This is a genomic window from [Clostridium] innocuum (genome assembly GCA_012317185.1).
In the GTDB taxonomy this organism is placed as follows: Bacteria; Bacillota_I; Bacilli_A; order Erysipelotrichales; family Erysipelotrichaceae; genus Clostridium_AQ; species Clostridium_AQ innocuum.
Map to the genome: position 1 here is coordinate 3,076,979 of CP048838.1, position 19,405 is coordinate 3,096,383.

At 36.0% G+C, this 19,405-nt stretch carries 19 protein-coding genes and 2 pseudogenes; 1 reads left to right on the forward strand and 20 read right to left on the reverse strand.

Annotated features, from left to right (window positions below; translation table 11 throughout):
- Position 1 precedes the first annotated feature (1 nt).
- From G4D54_15015 to G4D54_15025, 3 genes are read right to left on the reverse strand one after another with little or no spacing between them, the layout of a single operon-like run.
- Positions 2-757 (reverse strand): ATP-binding cassette domain-containing protein, encoded by a 756-nt coding sequence (locus G4D54_15015; protein QJA03657.1) that lies wholly within the window; start codon positions 755-757, stop codon positions 2-4.
- Positions 754-2,109 carry a phenylacetate--CoA ligase family protein gene (locus tag G4D54_15020; protein QJA03658.1) on the reverse strand — a complete coding sequence of 452 codons (1,356 nt, stop codon included), beginning with the start codon at positions 2,107-2,109 and terminating at the stop codon, positions 754-756. Before G4D54_15020 ends, G4D54_15015 begins: the two co-directional genes overlap by 4 nt.
- Before the next feature lie 16 nt (positions 2,110-2,125).
- Positions 2,126-3,223 carry a linear amide C-N hydrolase gene (locus G4D54_15025; protein ID QJA03659.1) on the reverse strand — a complete coding sequence of 366 codons (1,098 nt, stop codon included), beginning with the start codon at positions 3,221-3,223 and terminating at the stop codon, positions 2,126-2,128.
- Positions 3,224-3,361: 138 nt separating this feature from the next.
- Here G4D54_15025 and G4D54_15030 point away from each other — a divergent pair, with 138 nt between their 5' ends.
- Complete coding sequence (locus tag G4D54_15030; protein QJA03660.1) at positions 3,362-4,246, forward strand: LysR family transcriptional regulator; 885 nt, start codon at positions 3,362-3,364, stop codon at positions 4,244-4,246.
- A gap of 127 nt (positions 4,247-4,373) precedes the next feature.
- Here G4D54_15030 and G4D54_15035 read toward each other — a convergent pair whose 3' ends face one another.
- From G4D54_15035 to G4D54_15115, 17 genes and pseudogenes are all read right to left on the reverse strand, one after another.
- Positions 4,374-5,714, reverse strand: coding sequence for a transposase (locus G4D54_15035; protein ID QJA03661.1), 1,341 nt, complete (start codon positions 5,712-5,714; stop codon positions 4,374-4,376).
- A gap of 283 nt (positions 5,715-5,997) precedes the next feature.
- Positions 5,998-7,437: a family 1 glycosylhydrolase gene (locus G4D54_15040; protein ID QJA03662.1), complete on the reverse strand. Its 1,440-nt coding sequence runs from the start codon at positions 7,435-7,437 to the stop codon at positions 5,998-6,000.
- Positions 7,438-7,448: 11 nt separating this feature from the next.
- Positions 7,449-8,543, reverse strand: a complete 1,095-nt coding sequence (locus G4D54_15045) for a PTS transporter subunit EIIC (protein QJA05210.1) — start codon at positions 8,541-8,543, stop codon at positions 7,449-7,451.
- Positions 8,540-9,322 (reverse strand): PTS transporter subunit EIIB, encoded by a 783-nt coding sequence (locus G4D54_15050; protein ID QJA03663.1) that lies wholly within the window; start codon positions 9,320-9,322, stop codon positions 8,540-8,542. Before G4D54_15050 ends, G4D54_15045 begins: the two co-directional genes overlap by 4 nt.
- Before the next feature lie 290 nt (positions 9,323-9,612).
- Complete coding sequence (locus tag G4D54_15055) at positions 9,613-10,545, reverse strand: hypothetical protein (GenBank protein ID QJA03664.1); 933 nt, start codon at positions 10,543-10,545, stop codon at positions 9,613-9,615.
- Between the two features lie 169 nt (positions 10,546-10,714).
- Positions 10,715-10,999, reverse strand: coding sequence for a hypothetical protein (locus G4D54_15060; GenBank protein QJA05211.1), 285 nt, complete (start codon positions 10,997-10,999; stop codon positions 10,715-10,717).
- Entirely contained in the window at positions 10,986-11,309 is a 324-nt protein-coding gene (locus tag G4D54_15065; protein ID QJA03665.1) for a hypothetical protein, read from the reverse strand. The genes G4D54_15060 and G4D54_15065 overlap by 14 nt, the downstream gene beginning before the upstream one ends.
- Before the next feature lie 36 nt (positions 11,310-11,345).
- Entirely contained in the window at positions 11,346-11,594 is a 249-nt protein-coding gene (locus G4D54_15070; GenBank protein ID QJA03666.1) for a hypothetical protein, read from the reverse strand.
- A gap of 188 nt (positions 11,595-11,782) precedes the next feature.
- Positions 11,783-11,920 (reverse strand): hypothetical protein, encoded by a 138-nt coding sequence (locus G4D54_15075; GenBank protein ID QJA03667.1) that lies wholly within the window; start codon positions 11,918-11,920, stop codon positions 11,783-11,785.
- A 26-nt stretch (positions 11,921-11,946) separates the two neighbouring features.
- Complete coding sequence (locus tag G4D54_15080) at positions 11,947-13,113, reverse strand: iron-containing alcohol dehydrogenase (protein ID QJA03668.1); 1,167 nt, start codon at positions 13,111-13,113, stop codon at positions 11,947-11,949.
- Positions 13,107-13,655 (reverse strand): flavodoxin family protein, encoded by a 549-nt coding sequence (locus G4D54_15085; protein ID QJA03669.1) that lies wholly within the window; start codon positions 13,653-13,655, stop codon positions 13,107-13,109. The genes G4D54_15080 and G4D54_15085 overlap by 7 nt, the downstream gene beginning before the upstream one ends.
- 9 nt (positions 13,656-13,664) lie before the next feature.
- A complete protein-coding gene (locus tag G4D54_15090; protein QJA03670.1) occupies positions 13,665-14,612 on the reverse strand; it encodes an alpha/beta hydrolase in 948 nt (315 codons plus the stop codon).
- A 439-nt stretch (positions 14,613-15,051) separates the two neighbouring features.
- Positions 15,052-15,138: pseudogene (locus G4D54_15095) on the reverse strand (PTS lactose/cellobiose transporter subunit IIA).
- Between the two features lie 490 nt (positions 15,139-15,628).
- A complete protein-coding gene (ltrA, locus tag G4D54_15100; protein QJA03671.1) occupies positions 15,629-16,927 on the reverse strand; it encodes a group II intron reverse transcriptase/maturase in 1,299 nt (432 codons plus the stop codon).
- 501 nt (positions 16,928-17,428) lie between these two features.
- Positions 17,429-17,757 (reverse strand): annotated as a pseudogene (locus G4D54_15105) (type II toxin-antitoxin system RelE/ParE family toxin).
- Positions 17,754-18,062 (reverse strand): type II toxin-antitoxin system RelB/DinJ family antitoxin, encoded by a 309-nt coding sequence (locus G4D54_15110; GenBank protein QJA03672.1) that lies wholly within the window; start codon positions 18,060-18,062, stop codon positions 17,754-17,756. The pseudogene G4D54_15105 and the gene G4D54_15110 overlap by 4 nt, the downstream one beginning before the upstream one ends.
- Positions 18,063-18,530: 468 nt before the next feature.
- Positions 18,531-19,403 (reverse strand): DUF4062 domain-containing protein, encoded by an 873-nt coding sequence (locus G4D54_15115; protein QJA05212.1) that lies wholly within the window; start codon positions 19,401-19,403, stop codon positions 18,531-18,533.
- Between the last annotated feature and the right edge of the window lie 2 nt (positions 19,404-19,405).

The following is a 19,405-nucleotide window of genomic DNA, read 5'->3' on the forward strand; positions in this document are numbered from 1 at the left end:
GCTACCATTTTAAAGATGTAAGCCATTCATGTATCCTTGCTTCTCTTTCTTTCAAATCATCTTTTATCATAGAAGCAAGCTTCATTTCTGCTAAGATTTTTCCATCTTCCATATATAGGATTCTGGTTCCATATGCTGCGGCATGCATATCGTGTGTTACCATCAGAATACTTTGTCCTTGCTCATGCAGTTTCTGCAAAATGGATAATACTTCGTCACTATTTCTCCGATTCAATGCACCAGTTGGCTCATCCGCAAATAACATCTTTGGATCATTGATAATAGCACGAGCAATGGCTGCTCTTTGTGCTTCACCACCAGATACTTTCGATGGTAAGCGATCCATCGCATGTGCTACATCCATCTGTTTCAAAAGTTGTTTTACTTTCTCATCCGTTTCGTTTGTTGTTCTTTTTTTATTTAGATATCCAGCTACCGCAACATTCTCTAACAATGTTAAATTACTGACTAGATTGGTCTGCTGAAACACAAAACCAAATGCATCTGAGCGAAGTTTCGCTTTTTGCTTTTCGCGAAAGGTCGTAATATCATCGTCGTTATACAAGATTTTTCCTTCATCAATCGTATTCATACCACTTAAAGAATAAAGTAGTGTAGATTTTCCAGCACCCGATGCTCCCATAATAACCGTAAAATCACCATCATATAGCTCTATATTTACGTTATTTAAAACAGGAGTATCTGCTTCTTCGAATTTCTTTGTAATTCCGCTGCCTTCCAAAATCACAGGTTTCATATAGTTACTCCTTTTTTTTCTAAAATAATCAGTCGTTTTTTCCCAGTACGGTTATCTGGAAGTATCTCATCTACAAAAGATATAGCAAATTCTACATAGTCAAGCCGCTTTTCTTTTAACATGGATGTTATTGATGTCGTCATCTTTTTTTGTATCGTATCCTTATACTCTTCGTTAGACACTTCGATGTCCAATTCAAAAGAGTGTTCATCCTTTTGGATGAATTGATAATCCAGCATATGTTCCATACAAAATCCTTCGATTGCTAGTGGATGAAGAAATTCTCTGGTTCCCTGTTCATTTTGAAACCACATCAGATCTTCGTTTCTCCCTGCCAGATTTTTAATCTTCGAGAATGGATAATGATCATCACATTCATCAAATACGAGGCGATCTGATAATTCATAGCGAATCAATGGCTGTGCATAATTATATAAAGAGGTCAGATACATTTTGCCATTCTCCACTTCGATATAATTCATATCATCAAACAGATACATTCCTTCCTCTCCATGTAGTTCAACACCTAAAGCAAGGGATTCACTAGCACCATAGAAATTTACAATATCACAATGGAAGATTTGTTCCAGATAGGAGCGAAGATTTGCATTCAATGGTTCTCCACAGGATATGATTCTTTTGATTTGAACGCTTACTTTGCCTGTGGATACCTGTTCTGCAAGTATCTTGATAGCGGACGAATATCCTATTACGATATTTGGCTTAAATTTCTGAATCTGATTGATCCATTCATCCAGCGGTTGTTTAATATCCAAAGACAGCTGTAATGCACGTACACCTTCGATACCTGAACCAACTGCCATAGCACCACCATAACGTCCATCGCATGCTGCAATATAAACGATACGTGGTGTTTTCCATAATAACTTCAAAATATCCCACATACTCATATCCCATAATGCTCCGCGAATAATTCCTAGCAGCATATGATTCCATGCCTGTTCATCATAAATAAAATATCCTGGTTTTCCTGTACTTCCTGAGGAATGAACGACATGATAATTATTTTTAAACGTATCTTCCGTATCCTCAAGTTCATCAAAAACCTGCAACTCACTCTGTTTCACATCATCAACTGTAACTAGTTTATCGAAATGTTTGATAAGCTCTTTTTTATTGATAGAAGGAAACTCTGAAATAGGAGTGATATCAATGGTCTGTTTTGTAATACCTGCTTGCATAAATGCAGTCCTATAATAATCGGAGTGATCGTATGCATAATGAAGAATCTTAGATAACTTTTCCTTCTGTAGCTTTTCCATTTGTATTTTTGTTTTCTTTGTATTATTTTTAAGAGATCGAAGCTCCCATAGTAGTTTAAAATAATTCATATCTGATTCCTCCATCTTATTCGCTTATATGAAATACATAGCGCTGATTATAATTTTCTCTATGATAATAGTGAATTTCCTTTTGATTCAGGTTATAGACAATACTCCACTCTGTAGATTCAAATTCACCAAAGTTATCTTTACTCACGCTATCCAAAGCATCTTTTACTTGCTCCATATTCATTGTTTGATTTGTATCAAGGAGATCCATCAGAATATCGTAACGCTCATGTGATTGGGAAGTGCCGATTCCTTGTTTTTCTCCGGGTGATAAATAGAAGTTTGTTACCGCACGTGTTTCTATCACATTAATTTCATCATTGATATACTCCACAACTACACTTTTGCCTTTTGCATCTGCAATCGCAAAATGAATCATCATCCCCATAGAAGAGTGCATATCATACGCTCGTAATAAAGTTATCGCTTCGTCTACATCGGCAGCCTGATTTAGAATCAACCGTATTGCTGTTGTCGTTGTTAGATCTTGTGTACTTTTGTTTTGTTCGATTATATCAGAATCCTGAATCATATTAACTGAAATAGCCAGTCCTTTTTCATTCATCCCATCTAAGGGAGCATACATAGCAACTTGCGCAAGAAGATCATCCGGTAAGCGATTGATTGAAACAGAGGTACCACTCTGGATAAAATCAAGATTTACAGTAGAAATGGAAGCATATGCATCAATTGGGTGTGATTCCATAATCAGGGCTTCACTGTTTTCCCAATCAAAGTTTCTTCCAAACAGGATATCCTGATGCTCATTGATTGTCTGTATCGTACTGCAACCAAACAATCCTTGTATGATATCCAAATCAGAAACATCCACAACATGATCCATCAAATAATTCAAAACGCCATCATCTGAAGTTGCACCTCCAGCTTCTAAAAAACCTTGAAAGCCATAATCTCCATCATATCGAATAACAGAAAGTCCTTCTTCCAACTGGGTTAAGGAAGCAGTGGGCTTAACATCTGCCATAGTGCCTTGTCCTGTCGTCTGTTGTGTGCGTTTTATCATTGCCTCATCTCTTCCTTTCTGCGTTATAAACCATATATCAGCTATTACTATAAGAAAAATGAAGTTAATAATCAGGTATCTTTTTTTCATTTTATCAGCTCCTTTCCTTTGATACTTGTATTCTATCATTCAAGTTTCACTCATACAAATACTTATATCAAATATCTACCTATGTTTTACAAGCATAGCAAATCGTGTTATAATTTTGATAGATAGGAGGTTCGTACTATGGAATTAAGAGTGCTTCAATATTTTTTAGCTATCGCACGAGAACAGAGCATATCTGGAGCTGCTGAGTTTCTGCATGTATCACAACCAACATTATCCAGGCAAATCAGAGATATGGAAGATGAACTAGGAAAACAATTGTTTATTCGTGGCAATCGTAAAATCACATTGACAGAAGAGGGGATGATTCTTAGAAAACGTTCTGAAGAAATCATAGGGCTAGTAAAGAAAACAGAAGATGAGATTGCGTTGAGCGATGATATTAGTGAGGGAGATATTTATATCGGGGCAGGAGAAACACATGCGATCCATATCCTTACGGATAGCGCAATACAACTACAAACAAGTTATCCAAATATTCGTTTTCATATTGCTAGTGGTGATACAACTGATGTTTTGGAAGAACTGGACAGAGGACTCATTGACTTTGGCCTGTTATTGGGTTCTATTGATAAAACAAAATATGAGTATCTAGAACTTCCAATGAAAGATATCTATGGTATCCTTATGAGGAAGGATAGTGTACTAGCTGAAAAAGAAGTTATTACACCAGAGGATTTATGGGATAAGCCATTGATTTGTAATCGTAATTCAATCAATCATGAAGATGATATTTATAAATGGCTAAAAAGAGATCAATCAGAAATCAATATCATAGCCACTTATAATCTTTTGTATAATGCATCCATTATGGTGGAATCAGGTATTGGGTATGCAATTGCCTTAGATAATATCATCAATGTTACAGGTGACTCTAAACTTTGTTTTCGCCCACTATATCCAAGTTTGGATGCTCGCATGTCATTAGTTTGGAAAAAATACCAGATATTTTCCAAAGCTGCCGAAAAATATCTGATTCAAATGCAAAAGGATCTAAAAAAATGAAACAGAGATTATCCAATGTCATTAAGTTAGAGAGACAAAAAACAAAAGAAAGAAAAAGATTCTTCCTTTTTTAGGATGGTATATACGAAAATTAGGCATGACAAAAATACTTTCACAAGCATCTTTTTTAAAATAGCGTTATAATAAAGTTGCTTTTATGAAAAGCGATAGTTAAAGCACATAACAGATTGTGCACACACATTTCTACGAAACTTGCGATCGGGGCGAATCGGCAATACTTCATTTGAAATGGGGGTTTCAAGATCAGGCGGAATCCCGCCTTTTCTTTTACACCGTCGTATATAATTACGGCAATGATGAATCGTCTCGTGATATTGATCGCATATTTATATTCTGTTTTTCTGTCTTTGTTATTTATTTTTTCATTCTCGACATGCATGATCAGGATGAATGACATATTATATAAAATCATTCTTGCCCATATCTCCTGTTGAATATTCAGACGTTTTTTGGCGTGGATCGCAAATAAGTTCGCTGAATATTTCAGATGCCGGAAGGAGATTTCAATACCCCATTGTTGATGATATAATTCTTTAATATCAGCAGTGCAGAAACGTTCACGATCGAGATTCGTTGCAATAGATTCATATCCCTCACGATTTCCTAATTTGAACCGTACAACACGAAATCTCATTGTAAAGTAAGGATATAATTCATCCAAGAAATCAAATGTGGAAGTCGTAGAGAGAAGACGATATGATTCAGGATGCATCCTTATTTCTTTTGTATGCTTAGTTGTCAGTGAAATGCAGATATCTTCATCAAATTCTTCATCCGGGAAATTGAATTTTTTCAAAATACCCGTATGGGAATGAATATCTTTCGAGCGGATCAAAAAATATCTGTCAGAATTCATGATATAAGCCATATTATTCCAAGTAGCGTAGTTTCTGTCCGCAATAAAAATTGTTTTATTCTCGTGGAAACGGGAAGCCATAGTCCACATTGCTTCCATTTCATTTAAGCTGTAAATACCTTGAATAATCATATCTACATAGCGATGATTGAGAATATCATAACTCGCATTAATATGATAACTGGACAAGTGTTTTCCTTTAGAACCAGAAGTGTATAAAGTATCCATATCATTTTTATCGATAGGGATAAGACGATAGCCTTTATGTGTAAGGGATGAAGGAAAGCTTTTATTGATTTCATCAAAAAGAAAGTGAAAAGCATAGGGAGTGATTTTTGGACGGGCTTGGACGAAAGCAGAAGCAGTAGGGGTATGCTTACCATAATCAAAAAAATCAAGTAATTCTTCACGAATAGGTTTACCCGACATCGACAAAATGCATCTGATCGTATCTTTAAAAGAAAGTTTACGAGCTTTGCGTGAAAAGTCAGAACCCTCACGAGTAACAAAATGAAGTTCATTTTTAAGACGATCTGCATCCTTTAACATACCATCAAAAGTATGTAAGAGTTTACTGGAGAAATAAGACATGAGATGAATACCTCCGTTCTTTTCTGAAAGTGAAACATAAAGAAAGGAAAGCTTTTGTAAGGTTCATATAAGAACAGCTCCTATACATCCTTACAAAAGTGCGAAACGCTCGATTTTTATAGATTTGTCAAGTCATTGCATAAAAAAAGACACCTATATTTGATTTTTATAGATGCCGTTTTTAGATACCTTTTATTTTTTGTCTCTCTAACTTAATGACATTTCAGAGATTACCTGTTTCATTTTTATTTATACAAAACATAACAGAATATTATATTATCTTTTATAGTGTTTCTCCATTACTATAAATTACATTCTCATACCAGTAAGAAGACTGCTTTCTCTTTCTTTCTAACGTGCCGGTTCCATCATCATATTTATCTACATAAATAAGCCCGTAGCGTTTTGCCATTTCTCCCGTTGAAGCACTTACAAGATCAATACATCCCCATGGTGTATATCCAAGCAGATCAACACCATCTTTCACAGCTTCTTTCATCTGTTCAATATGAGAACGCATATAATCAATACGATAGCTATCGTTGATGCTGCCATCAGCTTCTATCTTATCATAAGCACCAAGACCATTTTCTACAACCATTAAAGGTATTTCATAACGTGCATAGATTTCATTCAATGTATAACGTAATCCCTTTGGATCAATCTGCCAACCCCAGTCACTTGCTTCCAGATAAGGATTCTTCAGTCCGCCTGTTAGATTTCCACCTTTGATTTCCGCATCAGAAGTTTCTGCGACACAATTACTCATATAATAGCTGAATGTGTAATAGTCAACACACCCATCCTTTAACGTTTGCTCATCTTCTGATATCTTCTTAATATGAATGTTATTTTCTTCAAAGAATCGATCTGCATAATATGGATATGCTCCACGTACCTGTACATCTGAACAGAACCAATTTGCCATCTGCATTTCTCTTTGCGTCTTCATCATATCATCAGGATTACAAGTCAATGGGTACATAGTAAGAAAACAAATCATATTTCCCATTTTAAAAGACGAATAACAATCGTGAGCCAGCTTTATAACCTTTGCACTTGCTACTAATTGATGATGCAATGCTTGATAACGTACTTCAGGATTGTCTGGGAAATCAAGAATTGCACCTGTAAATCCCTTCACAGTTCCTAAAGATAGTACATTCCCCATTGGCATGGTTCCCGCATTGATTTCATTAAAGGTAAGCCAGTATTTTACTTTGTTCTGATAACGTTCAAATAGCACTTCACAATAACGCTGAAAGAAATCGATGCATCTGCGATCTTCCCATCCATTGAACTCTTCTACAAGGGCGTATGGCATTTCATAATGTGAAATGGTGACAAGTGGTTCAATTCTATATTTATTCAGCTCATCAAAGACCTTGTCATAAAAAGCCAGACCTTCCTCTAATGGCTCTTCTTCCATCCCTGTTGGAAAAATTCTTGTCCATGCAATAGATAGACGATATGTTTTAAAACCCATTTCAGCCATCAATTTTATATCTTCCTTATAATGATGATAGAAATCAGAAGCCTCATGACTTGGATAAAAAGTACCTTCTTCTATTGTATTTGTGATTCTCTTTGGTACCTCATAGGACCCGTTGGTGCACATATCAGATACGGAAGGTCCTTTTCCATCCACATTCCATGCTCCTTCAAATTGATTGGCGGCTGTAGCACCACCCCATAAAAAATCTTTTCTAAACGTTTTATTCATCTTCTTTTCTCCTATCTAACTGTAATCAGTTTATCGCCTACATGAATGGATTCACCAGAAACATCTGGCAATACTTCATGATAACTATTAGAATTTGTAATCACGATTGGTGTCACTACTGAATAGCCAGCTTTTTGAATTTCTTCTATATCAAATTCGAGTAGTAAATCTCCATGAACGACATGATCTCCTGGATTTACCTTAGCATTGAATCCTTTTCCATTTAATTCAACGGTATTCATACCTACATGCATAAGAATCTCAAGACCATCTATCGTTTTGATTCCAATGGCATGACCAGTTGGAAATACCATAGCGATTGTTCCATCGATTGGTGCATATAGTTTCCCTTCTGTAGGAATGATTGCTGCGCCTTGTCCTAGACTTCCACCCCTGAACACTTCATCTTCCACTTCTTTTAAGGCGATAGCTTTGCCATGCATTGGCGAAACAATCGCTGCAGAAACAGCATCTTTCAATTGAGTGGTAAGCTTCTTAACTTCTTTTTCTTTATATGTCAGATAAACCGCTGCAAAACCACCAACCAAAGCTAAGATAGATGCACCAATTGCCCAGATCATGCCTGTAATATTTTGTGTCTGTGTATTCATAAAGGCTGTATAACCAAACACGCCCATTCCTGGTACGATATAATATTTTGCGCCTGAGGCCGCAATGATAGCTCCTGTGATTGCTGATACGATACAGGTAATGATAAATGGTTTCTTCTTAGGTAGTGTAATACCATAGATGGCTGGTTCAGTCACACCTGCTAAACCAGATACAATTGCCGGAATACATAATGACTTTGTTTTCTTATTCCTGCTTCTTAAATAGATTGCAATAACTGCCCCTGTCTGTGCAAAGGATGCACCAAACATTCCGATCATAATCGTGTCGAACCCTAATGTCTGTATGTTATTGATCATCAATGGTGTGATTGCCCAATGTAGACCAAACATAACCAATACCTGCCATAATCCACCTACTATAAATCCCATTAAGATTGGGCTGAACTCATAGATTGCTGTAAATACCATACCTAGCCCATCAGAAATTGTGGATGCCACTGGACCAATGATCCAGAATGTCATACATACTGTCACAAGGCAAGTGATAAAAGGAATCGTAAACAATTTTTGATCGTATCTGGAATAAAGCGTTTATAACGTTTTTCAAACCACGCTGCGAATGCAATCGCACAAATAATTGGAATCACACTACTGGTATAATCGCCAGCAGCCGGCATAGTTACTGGAATACCGAAGATATTTGATATATCCAATTGTCCACCACTCAATAGATTAGGATATACCATTGTGGCACCGATAACCAGACCCTCCAATTCCGAAATACCAAAACGCTTTGCCGCTGTATACCCTAAGATAATTGGCAAGAAATAAAATAGTGAATCTGATAAAGAGTAAAGAAAGTTATATGTTCCACTTGTAGTAGATAAAACTCCAAATGCCACAAACATTGCCAACAAACCTTTTAAGATACCACAGGCACTTAACACACCTAGTATAGGAGTGAAGACACTGGTTACAATACCTACAAAAACGTCCAAAGGCTTTTGTTTTCCTTTACCGTTCTCTTCATTATGTGACATTCCATCATCTACAATATCCTCTAAATGGCCACGCTTTACAACCGCTTCATATACATCTGGAACGTGATTACCAATCACTACCATATATTGCTCACTATTCTGAATCACTGTAACGATACCTTCTGTTTCTTTTAATACATCTGTATTAGCTTTCTTTTCATCTTTTAACTGAAAACGAAGTCGCGTAACACAATGAGTTAATGCTTTTACATTTTCTGTACCACCCACGTTCTGCATAATAATTCTAGCTAATCCGTCGTACTTACTTGCCATGAAATAATTCCTCCTCTCTATTATAAATCTCATGAACAAAATTACACTTTCACACTTGTTCTCTTTGAAACCATCTACCTTCTTCCCTTTTTTGTATCATCGTGAGGCTTCACAAACTCTTTAAAGAAATCATGATAGCTTTTCTTTACAACTTTATTGTAAGCGTAACCGTGTACAACATCAAATACTCATATCAAATACATTCATATAACTATTAAGCATATCAATAGCATGAATAACAAAGATAAAAAAACTGCCTAATCAAAGTTAGACAGCATTTTATAAAATAATCATTCAATTAAACGAAACTGAATTTGAATACTTCCATTTCCTAATGCTTCTGAAAGTCCTTGTGGGTTATTAATGTGTCCCAATGAAGTATAAGAAAAGGAAGTTGGGAAATCCTTATAGAATAACACAAGACAATCATTACCGAAGAGCTTCAAATCGCCAGTATAAATCTGAGATACACTTTGTGCTGAGGATGATAGACCCTCTGAAAAATAATAATATTTTTCATTACCATGTAATTCATCCATTTGCAAAGACATAGGAAAACGTCTTAACAGTTCCCTTACTGTATCATTATCATAAAGTGAAGCTGTAAAAGTCTTTGAACCTATAGCGATTTGGATATGATGCATACCATCACTCTGTTCTATTGAAAAAGTCTCATCTTTTTTTACTGTTGGTTGTGTGTCTTCATTTTGCTTAGCCGTATCATCATCCTGTTTTGTGTTTTCTGAATATTTTGTGATTTCAATTAAACCACTCAATTGGCTAATTTGATCAATGCCAGAGATTGCTTCTCCGAGTGCATATAGACCACTAGCTCCACCGCAATCATCATAATACATAACAACATCTCCCCATGGTTCATAATAGGCGAGTGTACCAATTGGACCTTTTGCCATCGGTGTCTTGCTGGTATCAAGTTTTTTATCAGGATAAAATATTTTTTCATCATCACTATTATCTTCCACATCGATCGTCATTGGAAGCTGATCGTATAAGGAGCTAGCTGCAGTAGAATCATTTAATTGAAAAATAACGGTTTCATCATTTTCTCCTTGTATCTGAATTTGCATATCACTTTCTTCTTTCTTGGTTTCCATAGTATTGGTACTACTCTTTTCATCTGCTTGTTGACGATTACTCTCACACCCTGTTGTGATCGTTAGTAGAAAGCACACCACTAACATTATTGATAAGAATTTTTTCATGCACTGTCCTCCACACATTTTTATTGCTCTAGAAATTCTTTAACCAGTTGCCCTTCTGTTGACGATATAGTAGAAGCAATCCACGTATACATAGTTCACTGGACATAGCAAACCATACACCATGTAATCCCCATCCTTTTACAAGTATAAGGGATAGTGTCAAACGATCTCACCATATGCTGACCAAGTTCATGATACTTGGTATGAAGGTATCTCCTGCACCCCTAAGAGCTCCTGATGCTACGATTGATACAGCATAAAGTGGTTCGGCAAATGACTCTATCCTTAACACTTCCGTTACTAGTTTCTGTACTCGTAGATCATAGGTTAACATCTGAAAAAGAAAAGGACAATCAACGTACATCAATAAACCGATACCTGTCATAAGTAGCGCTCCAAACAATATAGCAATATTAGAATAGCTTTTTGCAAGTTCTTTTTCATTTGCTCCTATACTTTGAAGTCGTAGCTGCTGTTGCTATACCATATCCAGGCATATAACACAGGCTTTCTGTTGTAACCGCAAAAGAATTCGCTGCAATAGCGATGGTACCTAATGGAGCAATGATACGTGTTACGCAAATCATGGCGCCACAAACAGCAGTATGCTCTAAAGCCATAGGAAAAGCTATGTAAATGGCATTTTTTACGATAGATCTATCTATAGAAAATTTCCCAGAGATATTGATTTTTAGAACTTTAGAATGAACAGACAAACCAAAACATCCAACTGCCAATAATGATCTGTGATAAAGCTGTTCCAATAGCCACCCCTAGTACACCATAGAATCGTATTAGAATTAGATTAAATAACAATCCAAGACACACATGATAGCATTTAGTATACTAGGAACTTTCATGTTACCACTGCATTGTAACATGGAACTTGATAATACATTTAATTGTTGAGCAGGTAAGGCTACATAAACTAAAAAATAAAGGAATGCATTTTTATAAATATCATTCGATGCTCCCAACCATCTAGGTAGGGAAATACTAACGCTGATTCCAAATATCGTTAGAAAAATAGAAAAGCTTATGGTTATCAATAATCCGGTATTAAAATCAAACGTGCTTTTTTGTTGTCACCTGCACCTATCTGTTGTGCTCCTTGTACAGAAAAGCCAGATGCCGCCGCAATACATAGTCCACCCAATAGTCATGTACTGGTGGATACGATACCAATCGAAGCGGAAGCATCAGCACCCAATCCGCCTACCATTGCAGTATCAATATACTACATAATGATGGAAGTAAGCTGTGCTGGAATGGCTGGAATGCTCAATTTCCAAACAGCTTTTAGCTTACCTTTGAGAGTGATTTTTCTCTTACTCTGAAATAATGTTGTCATATGTTTCCTAATTTCTTTATTCATAAACATTACATCCATTATAGATGTACTTACATGCTTTCTTTGAATATTCTCAAAATTTCATCATGAGAAAGAACCTTATATCCACCTTCCATAATGATTGTACTATCTGCAAGTCCATTCAACATATTCTCATTAACGCCTAGTTCTTTGATATTCATAACCAATCCAAGTTCTTTCATCCATGTTTCCATTGCAGAAAGTCCTTCTTCAGCGATTTGTTCCTGTGTTTTACCATCTGGTGTAATATTCCATACATTTATTGCGAAACGCACAAACTTTTCTAGACCGTATGGACAGATATGACGGTAGTAAGCCATAGAAACAGCGGATAGTGTCATGCCATGAGTCGCATCGGTGTATGCCCCAACAGCTTGTCCCAACATATGAACCATCCAATCTGTTGTTTTTCCTTTTGCAATTAACGTATTTAAAGCCCAAGTTGCTGTCCACATGATATTGCTGCGAGCTTCATAATTCTTAGAATCTTTCAATGCAATATATGAAGAGTGAACAACAGAACGCATCAGTCCTTCACTGATATAATCACTTGCGCTGTCGTCTTCTCCAGAGAAATATTGTTCACAGATATGATTGAATATATCATAAATACCGGAAATCATCTGGTATTTGGGCAAAGTATACGTATATGTCGGATCTAAAATTGAAAACTTAGGAAATACATTTTCACCAAACACATGACCAATTTTTAATTTCTGCTCATGATTTGTAATAACTGCACCACCATTCATTTCTGATCCAGTACCTACCATAGTAAGCACACAGCCTACAGGGATGATATCACAATCAACATCTTCCATATTTAAATAATATTTCTTCCATGGATCTTCATCACAATTAGCGGATACCGATACTGCTTTCGCATAATCACAGACAGACCCGCCTCCAACTGCTAGAATGAAATCAATCTTATTTTCTTTTGCAACATTACAGCCTTCATAAAGTTTCTCAATTGTAGGATTTGGCATTACTCCAGCATCTTCAAACACTTCTTTTTCTTGAGTTGTCAATATTTTTATGATTTCATCATAAATTCCGTTCTTTTTGATAGAGCCACCACCATAAATAAGCATAACCCTTTTACCATATTTGGGTAATTCTTCCTTTAATCTTGCAAGGGATCCTTCTCCAAAGTATAGCTTGGTTGGATTTACATAACTAAAATTTCCTAACATTCTGTTACCTCCTCTTTTATATTTATAATTGACTTTCCAAAGTCTCTCATTTTATTTAGTATTTCTTCTGACTTATTCTGTTTATCAAATGCTGTAAAAATACCCATATCTTCTAGTTTTAGATATTCTAAAAATGACTTTTGATATTCATAGATTGCGCCATCGTATACCTCATCACTGCCTGAACTTAAAATTAATGCCGCTTTTCTTAGGTTTTGCGGTTTATCTAAAGCATAGATACGATTGATCGCACATTGAAGTTGTCCCGTAAAACTGTGATAGTATACAGGAGATGCCAAAATTATCATTTCAGCTTCTTTCAAAAGAGGGTAGATTTCTTGCATATCATCTTTTTGAATACAGTTTCCTTTGCCTGCCTTATGACAATATTCACAGGCTAGACAGCCGGCTATGTTTTTTTGACAGACATTAACTACGTCAATTTTATGTCCATTTTCTTTTGCACCTGCAACAAATGCTGTAACCATTGCATTTGTATTTCCATTAGGATGAGGGCTACCATTGAATATAATGATATTCATATTCCACCTTTATAGAGACCTTTCAAAAAAATCTGTTATCTTATCGAAAGGTATTTTATCAACTCTATCATACAGATCTATGTGATCAGCATCTTCCACAACATAAAATTCTTTAGGTTCTACAGCCTTTTCATAAGCAAATTTGCTATAGTATTTAGAATGTGCTTGATCTCCTACGATAAATAAAACTGGTCTTGGCGATATCTCATCTATAAAATTCAACAACCTTGTATTCAAAAATGGCATAGAACTCGTGGTAGTGAATCCACCTCTAGCATGAGGATGATGTCCACGTTCCATTCCGTAAAATTTAAACCAGATTTCATCTGTAGCATCCAATCCTTCTGGAATCGATTGTGCTGGTTCTAATGGAAAACCTGGTATATATTCAGGATATCCATTTTCTGCGTCAGTCCATCTCTGCTGAGAAAGTTTATCTTTCAGAGTATACAAATCTTCTTTACTCATCAGGTCTTTTCCACGTGTAGAAAAGCTAATATCATACATACTGTTGGTTGCGACAGCTTTGATTCTAGTATCCACCTGTGCTGCTGATAAAGCAAATCCACCTGAACCACAAATACCAATGACACCTATTTTATTTCTATCCACATTCTTCAGTAAACCTAGATAATCAACGGCAGCACTAAAATTTTCAGTAAAAATCTCAGGTGATGATACATGTCTTGGTTCGCCATTTGAATCTCCCATGAACGTTTGATCAAAGGTCAATACAATAAATCCTCTCTGTGCTAATTCATTCGCATAAACACCAGGGCCTTGTTCCTTTACACCTCCATAGGGCGCGCCTACAATCAACGCAGGGTACTTCTTTGATTGATTCATATCTTTTTGTGTATATAATTCTCCAGATACAACGAATCCATATCTGTTTTTATAGGTAACACTTTCCCTTTGTACTGTTTCAGCCAATTTAAAAATATAATTATCTTTCATGTTTTCTACCTTCTTTCTTTATCTACTAATAACATACTACTTTGCAAGCATTATATCAAATACTTATTATGAATTGTTTGATATGCTTAAAAGTTATATCAAACTTTATTTAACAAATTTTCGATAAATCCCTCATTTTATATAGCTTAATAAACTAAAAAATTAGAGACGAATCCAATGTCATTAAGTTAAAGAAATATAGATGAGAGACATTTATACAAAAAGTGGTTCTTTCTAAACTTTGGATATACCCAAAGTTTAGAAAGAACCCAATATCTGGATGAGTGCTTTTTCGATTTTTAAGTCTGCTTACTCGTTACAGCCCCAATTCATTCAGTTTTATGGGAAAAAGATGAAGAGCACCGGTAGAAAGTTTCTAAGCCGGCCTCCTCATCTTATTTTCCTGCAGCAGTATTGTTTATTTCATAGCTGCTACTTTCTAATTCAGCTTTATAATCGAATTTGCCATATCCTTCATTAGAATCGCATTCATCAAATGATCCTGTGCATGTAACATAATGAGTGCCAAGGTGGAATTTTATATATAGTTGAATAGTCTTTGAAAACGGTTTCTTTATATGAACCTCTTTTTAGTGCATCTTTTTGTATCATCTCTTTACGATTTCCTCTGTTTAATTTCAATTTTCCTCTTGACATATTACCAGAAGGATTTACAGCTTCTAATTTACTTTCTCTTCTTTGTGCCAGAATATATTGCAATACCTGCACATAAAATTGCTATTCCAATCAAAATCCATAATATTGTGTTCATCTGATACCCCTTTGTTTAGTAACGTAATATGAAATATATGACATAAACCGTATAACTAATAACCATAGCTAAAGCACTTCCAAATGTTACTCCAGATTTTACTGTCTTTTCGACAATCGTTGTTTTATTTACTTCCATTTTGTCACCTCCATAGTCGAGTAGACAAGCGATTCACACCGCAAGCCCCTCACAGATCCGTACGTGCGCCTTTCACGCATACGGCTCCTCATAATAACTTTCACTTCTAGAATAACTTAACATATATCTTTGGTTTGGCTAGTGGATACACTTTCAGCATATCTGCAAATCCATCCCATGTGTAGCTTTTCATTTGACTTCGTCTGTTGAGTGCCTTGCATAGATACCGTTGTGTAAAGTGTAGAAAAGAACCAAGCTTCTTGATATTGAATGAAATACCATAGTATCTATAATGCCCTATTAATTTCTTATTCAGCTTCGCTATTAGCTCTTTTACAGGTAAGTCGTTATTGGCATATAACCATTCTTTCATGGCTTTTAATTTTTGTGTATACTTTTTCCTACTGGTTTTCAGTTTTACACAGAAATTTCCATTCTTTTTACCCTTTCCACAGTAGAAGGTGAATCCCAGATAATCAAATGTCTCTGGTTTCCTATCTCCTCTTCGTTTACAGTTACTTTCTGCAAATCTTCCAAACTCAATGAGACGACTTTTGCTTTCCTCGAGTTCAAGATTGAATTTTCGTAGTCTTTCTTTCAACAATGCATAGTATTTCTCCGCATCTGCTTTGTATTGAAATCCCGCAATAAAATCATCAGCATACATTGTTAGAAAACTCTTTCCACTTGTCTCTTTTAGTACCACAAATTTGAACCACAGTGCTAGTACATTGTGCATATAGATATTCGCTAATACCGGACTAATGATATTTCCCTGTGCTGAACCTTCCTCACTATCCTCAAAGACTCCTTCAGTTATTACACCAGCTTTTAAATACTTCTTTATCAGCCATAATAAATTCGTGTCTTTGATATATAGATTGAGAAATTTCATAAGCCATTCATGGCTCATATGGTCAAAGAAACCTTTGATATCAGCGTCTACTACATAGTTAATCCAACCATTTTGTATTCTGTAATGGACTTTCTTTACAGCATCATGACATCCTCTGTTTCTCCTAAATCCATACATACAGTTTAGAAATCTCGGCTCATATATCGCTTCTAATATCTTCTTTACTGCAAGCTGAACTATCTTATCCTCATAGGATGCAATTCCTAGCGGTCTCATCTTGCCATTTCCTTTGGGTATATACACCCTTAAAGATGGTAATGGCTTGTAGGCCTTTTTCTTTAATCGTTCTACAAGATTTGTTATGTTTTCTTCCAGATGTTCCGCATACTCTGCTTTGCTCACTTTATCAACGCCCATTGCTTTATTACCATCTAATTCCTTATGACACTGCAAAAGCATTTCCGCATTTATCAAGTGATACAGAGATGTAAACTCTGGCTTCGGCGTTGTTGCCGATATTTCCGCTATTCTCTCTAATTTCGTTCCCATCATTTCCTCCGTTCCTGAGCACGGTTGATGTGTCCTCAGAGAGATTGTTACCATGTAGCTCCCTTCCCTCCACTGGCATTACCCAGTTTCATCAGTACTATGAAGCTATCCGACTGCCTGCTTCCCATTCAACTTTCTCCATCTTCTAGTTGAAAGTTGTACTTGTTTCCAAGAGACAGCAGGCTCTCCCCAGTTGACAATAACCCACAATGTCAAGCATGATTGGCTCTTTGACCCCGCAGTGCCACACAATTCTTACCTTATCGACCTATGTGATATTGCTTTCCACAAGAATTAACGTGTCAGCCCTCTGAATTTCAACATTTCGAGGCTCAATCGCATTGCAACCCTACTTGCTCGCTGTCTACGCTTCGCAATAATCATTACTGATTACCACGCAAGACTCGCTACTGCTGGTTGGTTAGACCTTAAACAGACAGGATTTCCACCTGTTTGGTTCATTGCCCTTTGCTGGGCGCACAATTCTAATTTGTCTTTCGCTTACTGCTTCGTGTATTTGTTTAATTGTGTGTCAATATCTCGACCACCATACATTACACGAATTATGGTAACGACAGCATTCCCTGCATCTGGAATGTAAAACACACAGTAATTATCTACAGGAATGATGCGCAGGCCTCGGCTGTGCCACGGCTCCTTTTCGTATCCAAGAAAACGCTCCGGCATCTGGTTAAGTCCCATGATGCTCTCCTCCAGTCGGTTAAGTTGACCTGCCGCATTTTCTGGGGACTGAAGTTCAAAAGCAATATCTTATAAATATTTCTAAGATCTCTATCCGCCTGTTCTGAAATCTCAATTTCAAAGATCATAAATTATAATCCTTGCGGATATCTTCAAATATCTTACTTGCTGACTTTGTACGGCCAGTTTTCATGTCCACATAACCTTTCTCTAATTCTTCATTTATCTGTTCTTCTGATAAAATGCTCATATCTAATGGTCTTGCAGAGGGGATTTTGACCTCAAACGGTAATCCTCTGTGAAGTATAATTTGTTTATAAAACATGTTAATTGCATTTGATGCAGGAATGCCAAGAGCAGAAAGTATTCCCTCTGCCTGCTCCTTTACCTCCGGTTCAATTCTGGCATAGTGATTTTCTGATTTTGCTGCCATAGTTATCGCTCCTTTCAAAAACGTATTTCTTCTGTTATAGAATACTCACTTGTAAGCACAATAGCAATACATTTTAAAGTTTTGCAGTCATTCATTAAAATCTGTCGAAGAATCACCTTTTTATACTCCATTATAATATCATCTGGAATAAATCATAAGTCACTGGATATGTTTTCACAGTTAAATCTGCAGCATTTCCTCACTTCTGTATTTTTCGTGAACATCTTCACCCTCCTTTCAGGCTCAACACCTAAAAATTCATGAAAATATGACAGCCGTGCTTTTACGATTTTTTTAATCATCTCTTTTTGAAGCAAAAAAGAGTGAAATACCCTTTATTTATCGGGTTATTTCACTCTTGACAGTCGAACTACTGTCTCGACGGTTGTACCTCCACAAAAATGCCACTTCTAAATTTTTTCTGAAACTTCATATCCCAGTTTAGTGAGTTGAAATATCTCATTTCTATTACCAACCGCCATTATCAACTGATTGTTTCGAAGTTCCTCCACAGCTGCTTTCCATATTGGCAACAGACTTACCAATCTTATCAATATTCATTATCTTATTATTTGTTTGTATGTCTGTTCCTTCAAGCGAATCAATTACTAATATTTGACTGGCAGCATCTTTTGATGCCTCAATTAAAAGCTGCTTTGCTTCCTCTGATAATATTGGTATTCTCACTTCTTCTTTTTCTGCATTAAACATCACATCTATTTCTTCTTCAGAAATAGGTTCCCATTTCATTTGTGTTTGTTCAACTTTTTCCAAAATAGAATTTTGTATTTCTTTTAATTGATTTTGCAAATCTTGAATTCCACTAGAATCTTTCGCTGTCGCAATTGCCTGCTCTGCCTGATCAGCCCTTACCCATCCAGACATAGGTACATCATTTATAATTTCAGGTATTGCCATAGCAATCTTGTACTTTAATTCTACTTCATTAAAATAGAAATCTACTAACCTTCCCGCATCTTTAACGGTACTATGAAAATTCCTTACTCTTTCTCTTTCTTCATCTGTTGCTCCCATTTTAATCACAGGAAGCAAATCAATATTTTGATGTAAAAATGCTAATGTAGGCATTTTCTTAGCGACAGCATACCTATATTCTTTTTCTGTATAACTTATATTTTCCTCAGGATCAATAGAACCATATTTCACTGCTACAATCAAAAGATAATAATCGCTCATATCAATCATCTTTTTAATGTATTCCCATTGACTCAATGAACTTGCTGGAAGTTGCTCCATTCCTACTGAAATACAATTCATATCAAGCAAGCAACTTATTGCTGTTTGTCTCTCTGTCTTCAAATCTTCATATGTAGAACTTATGA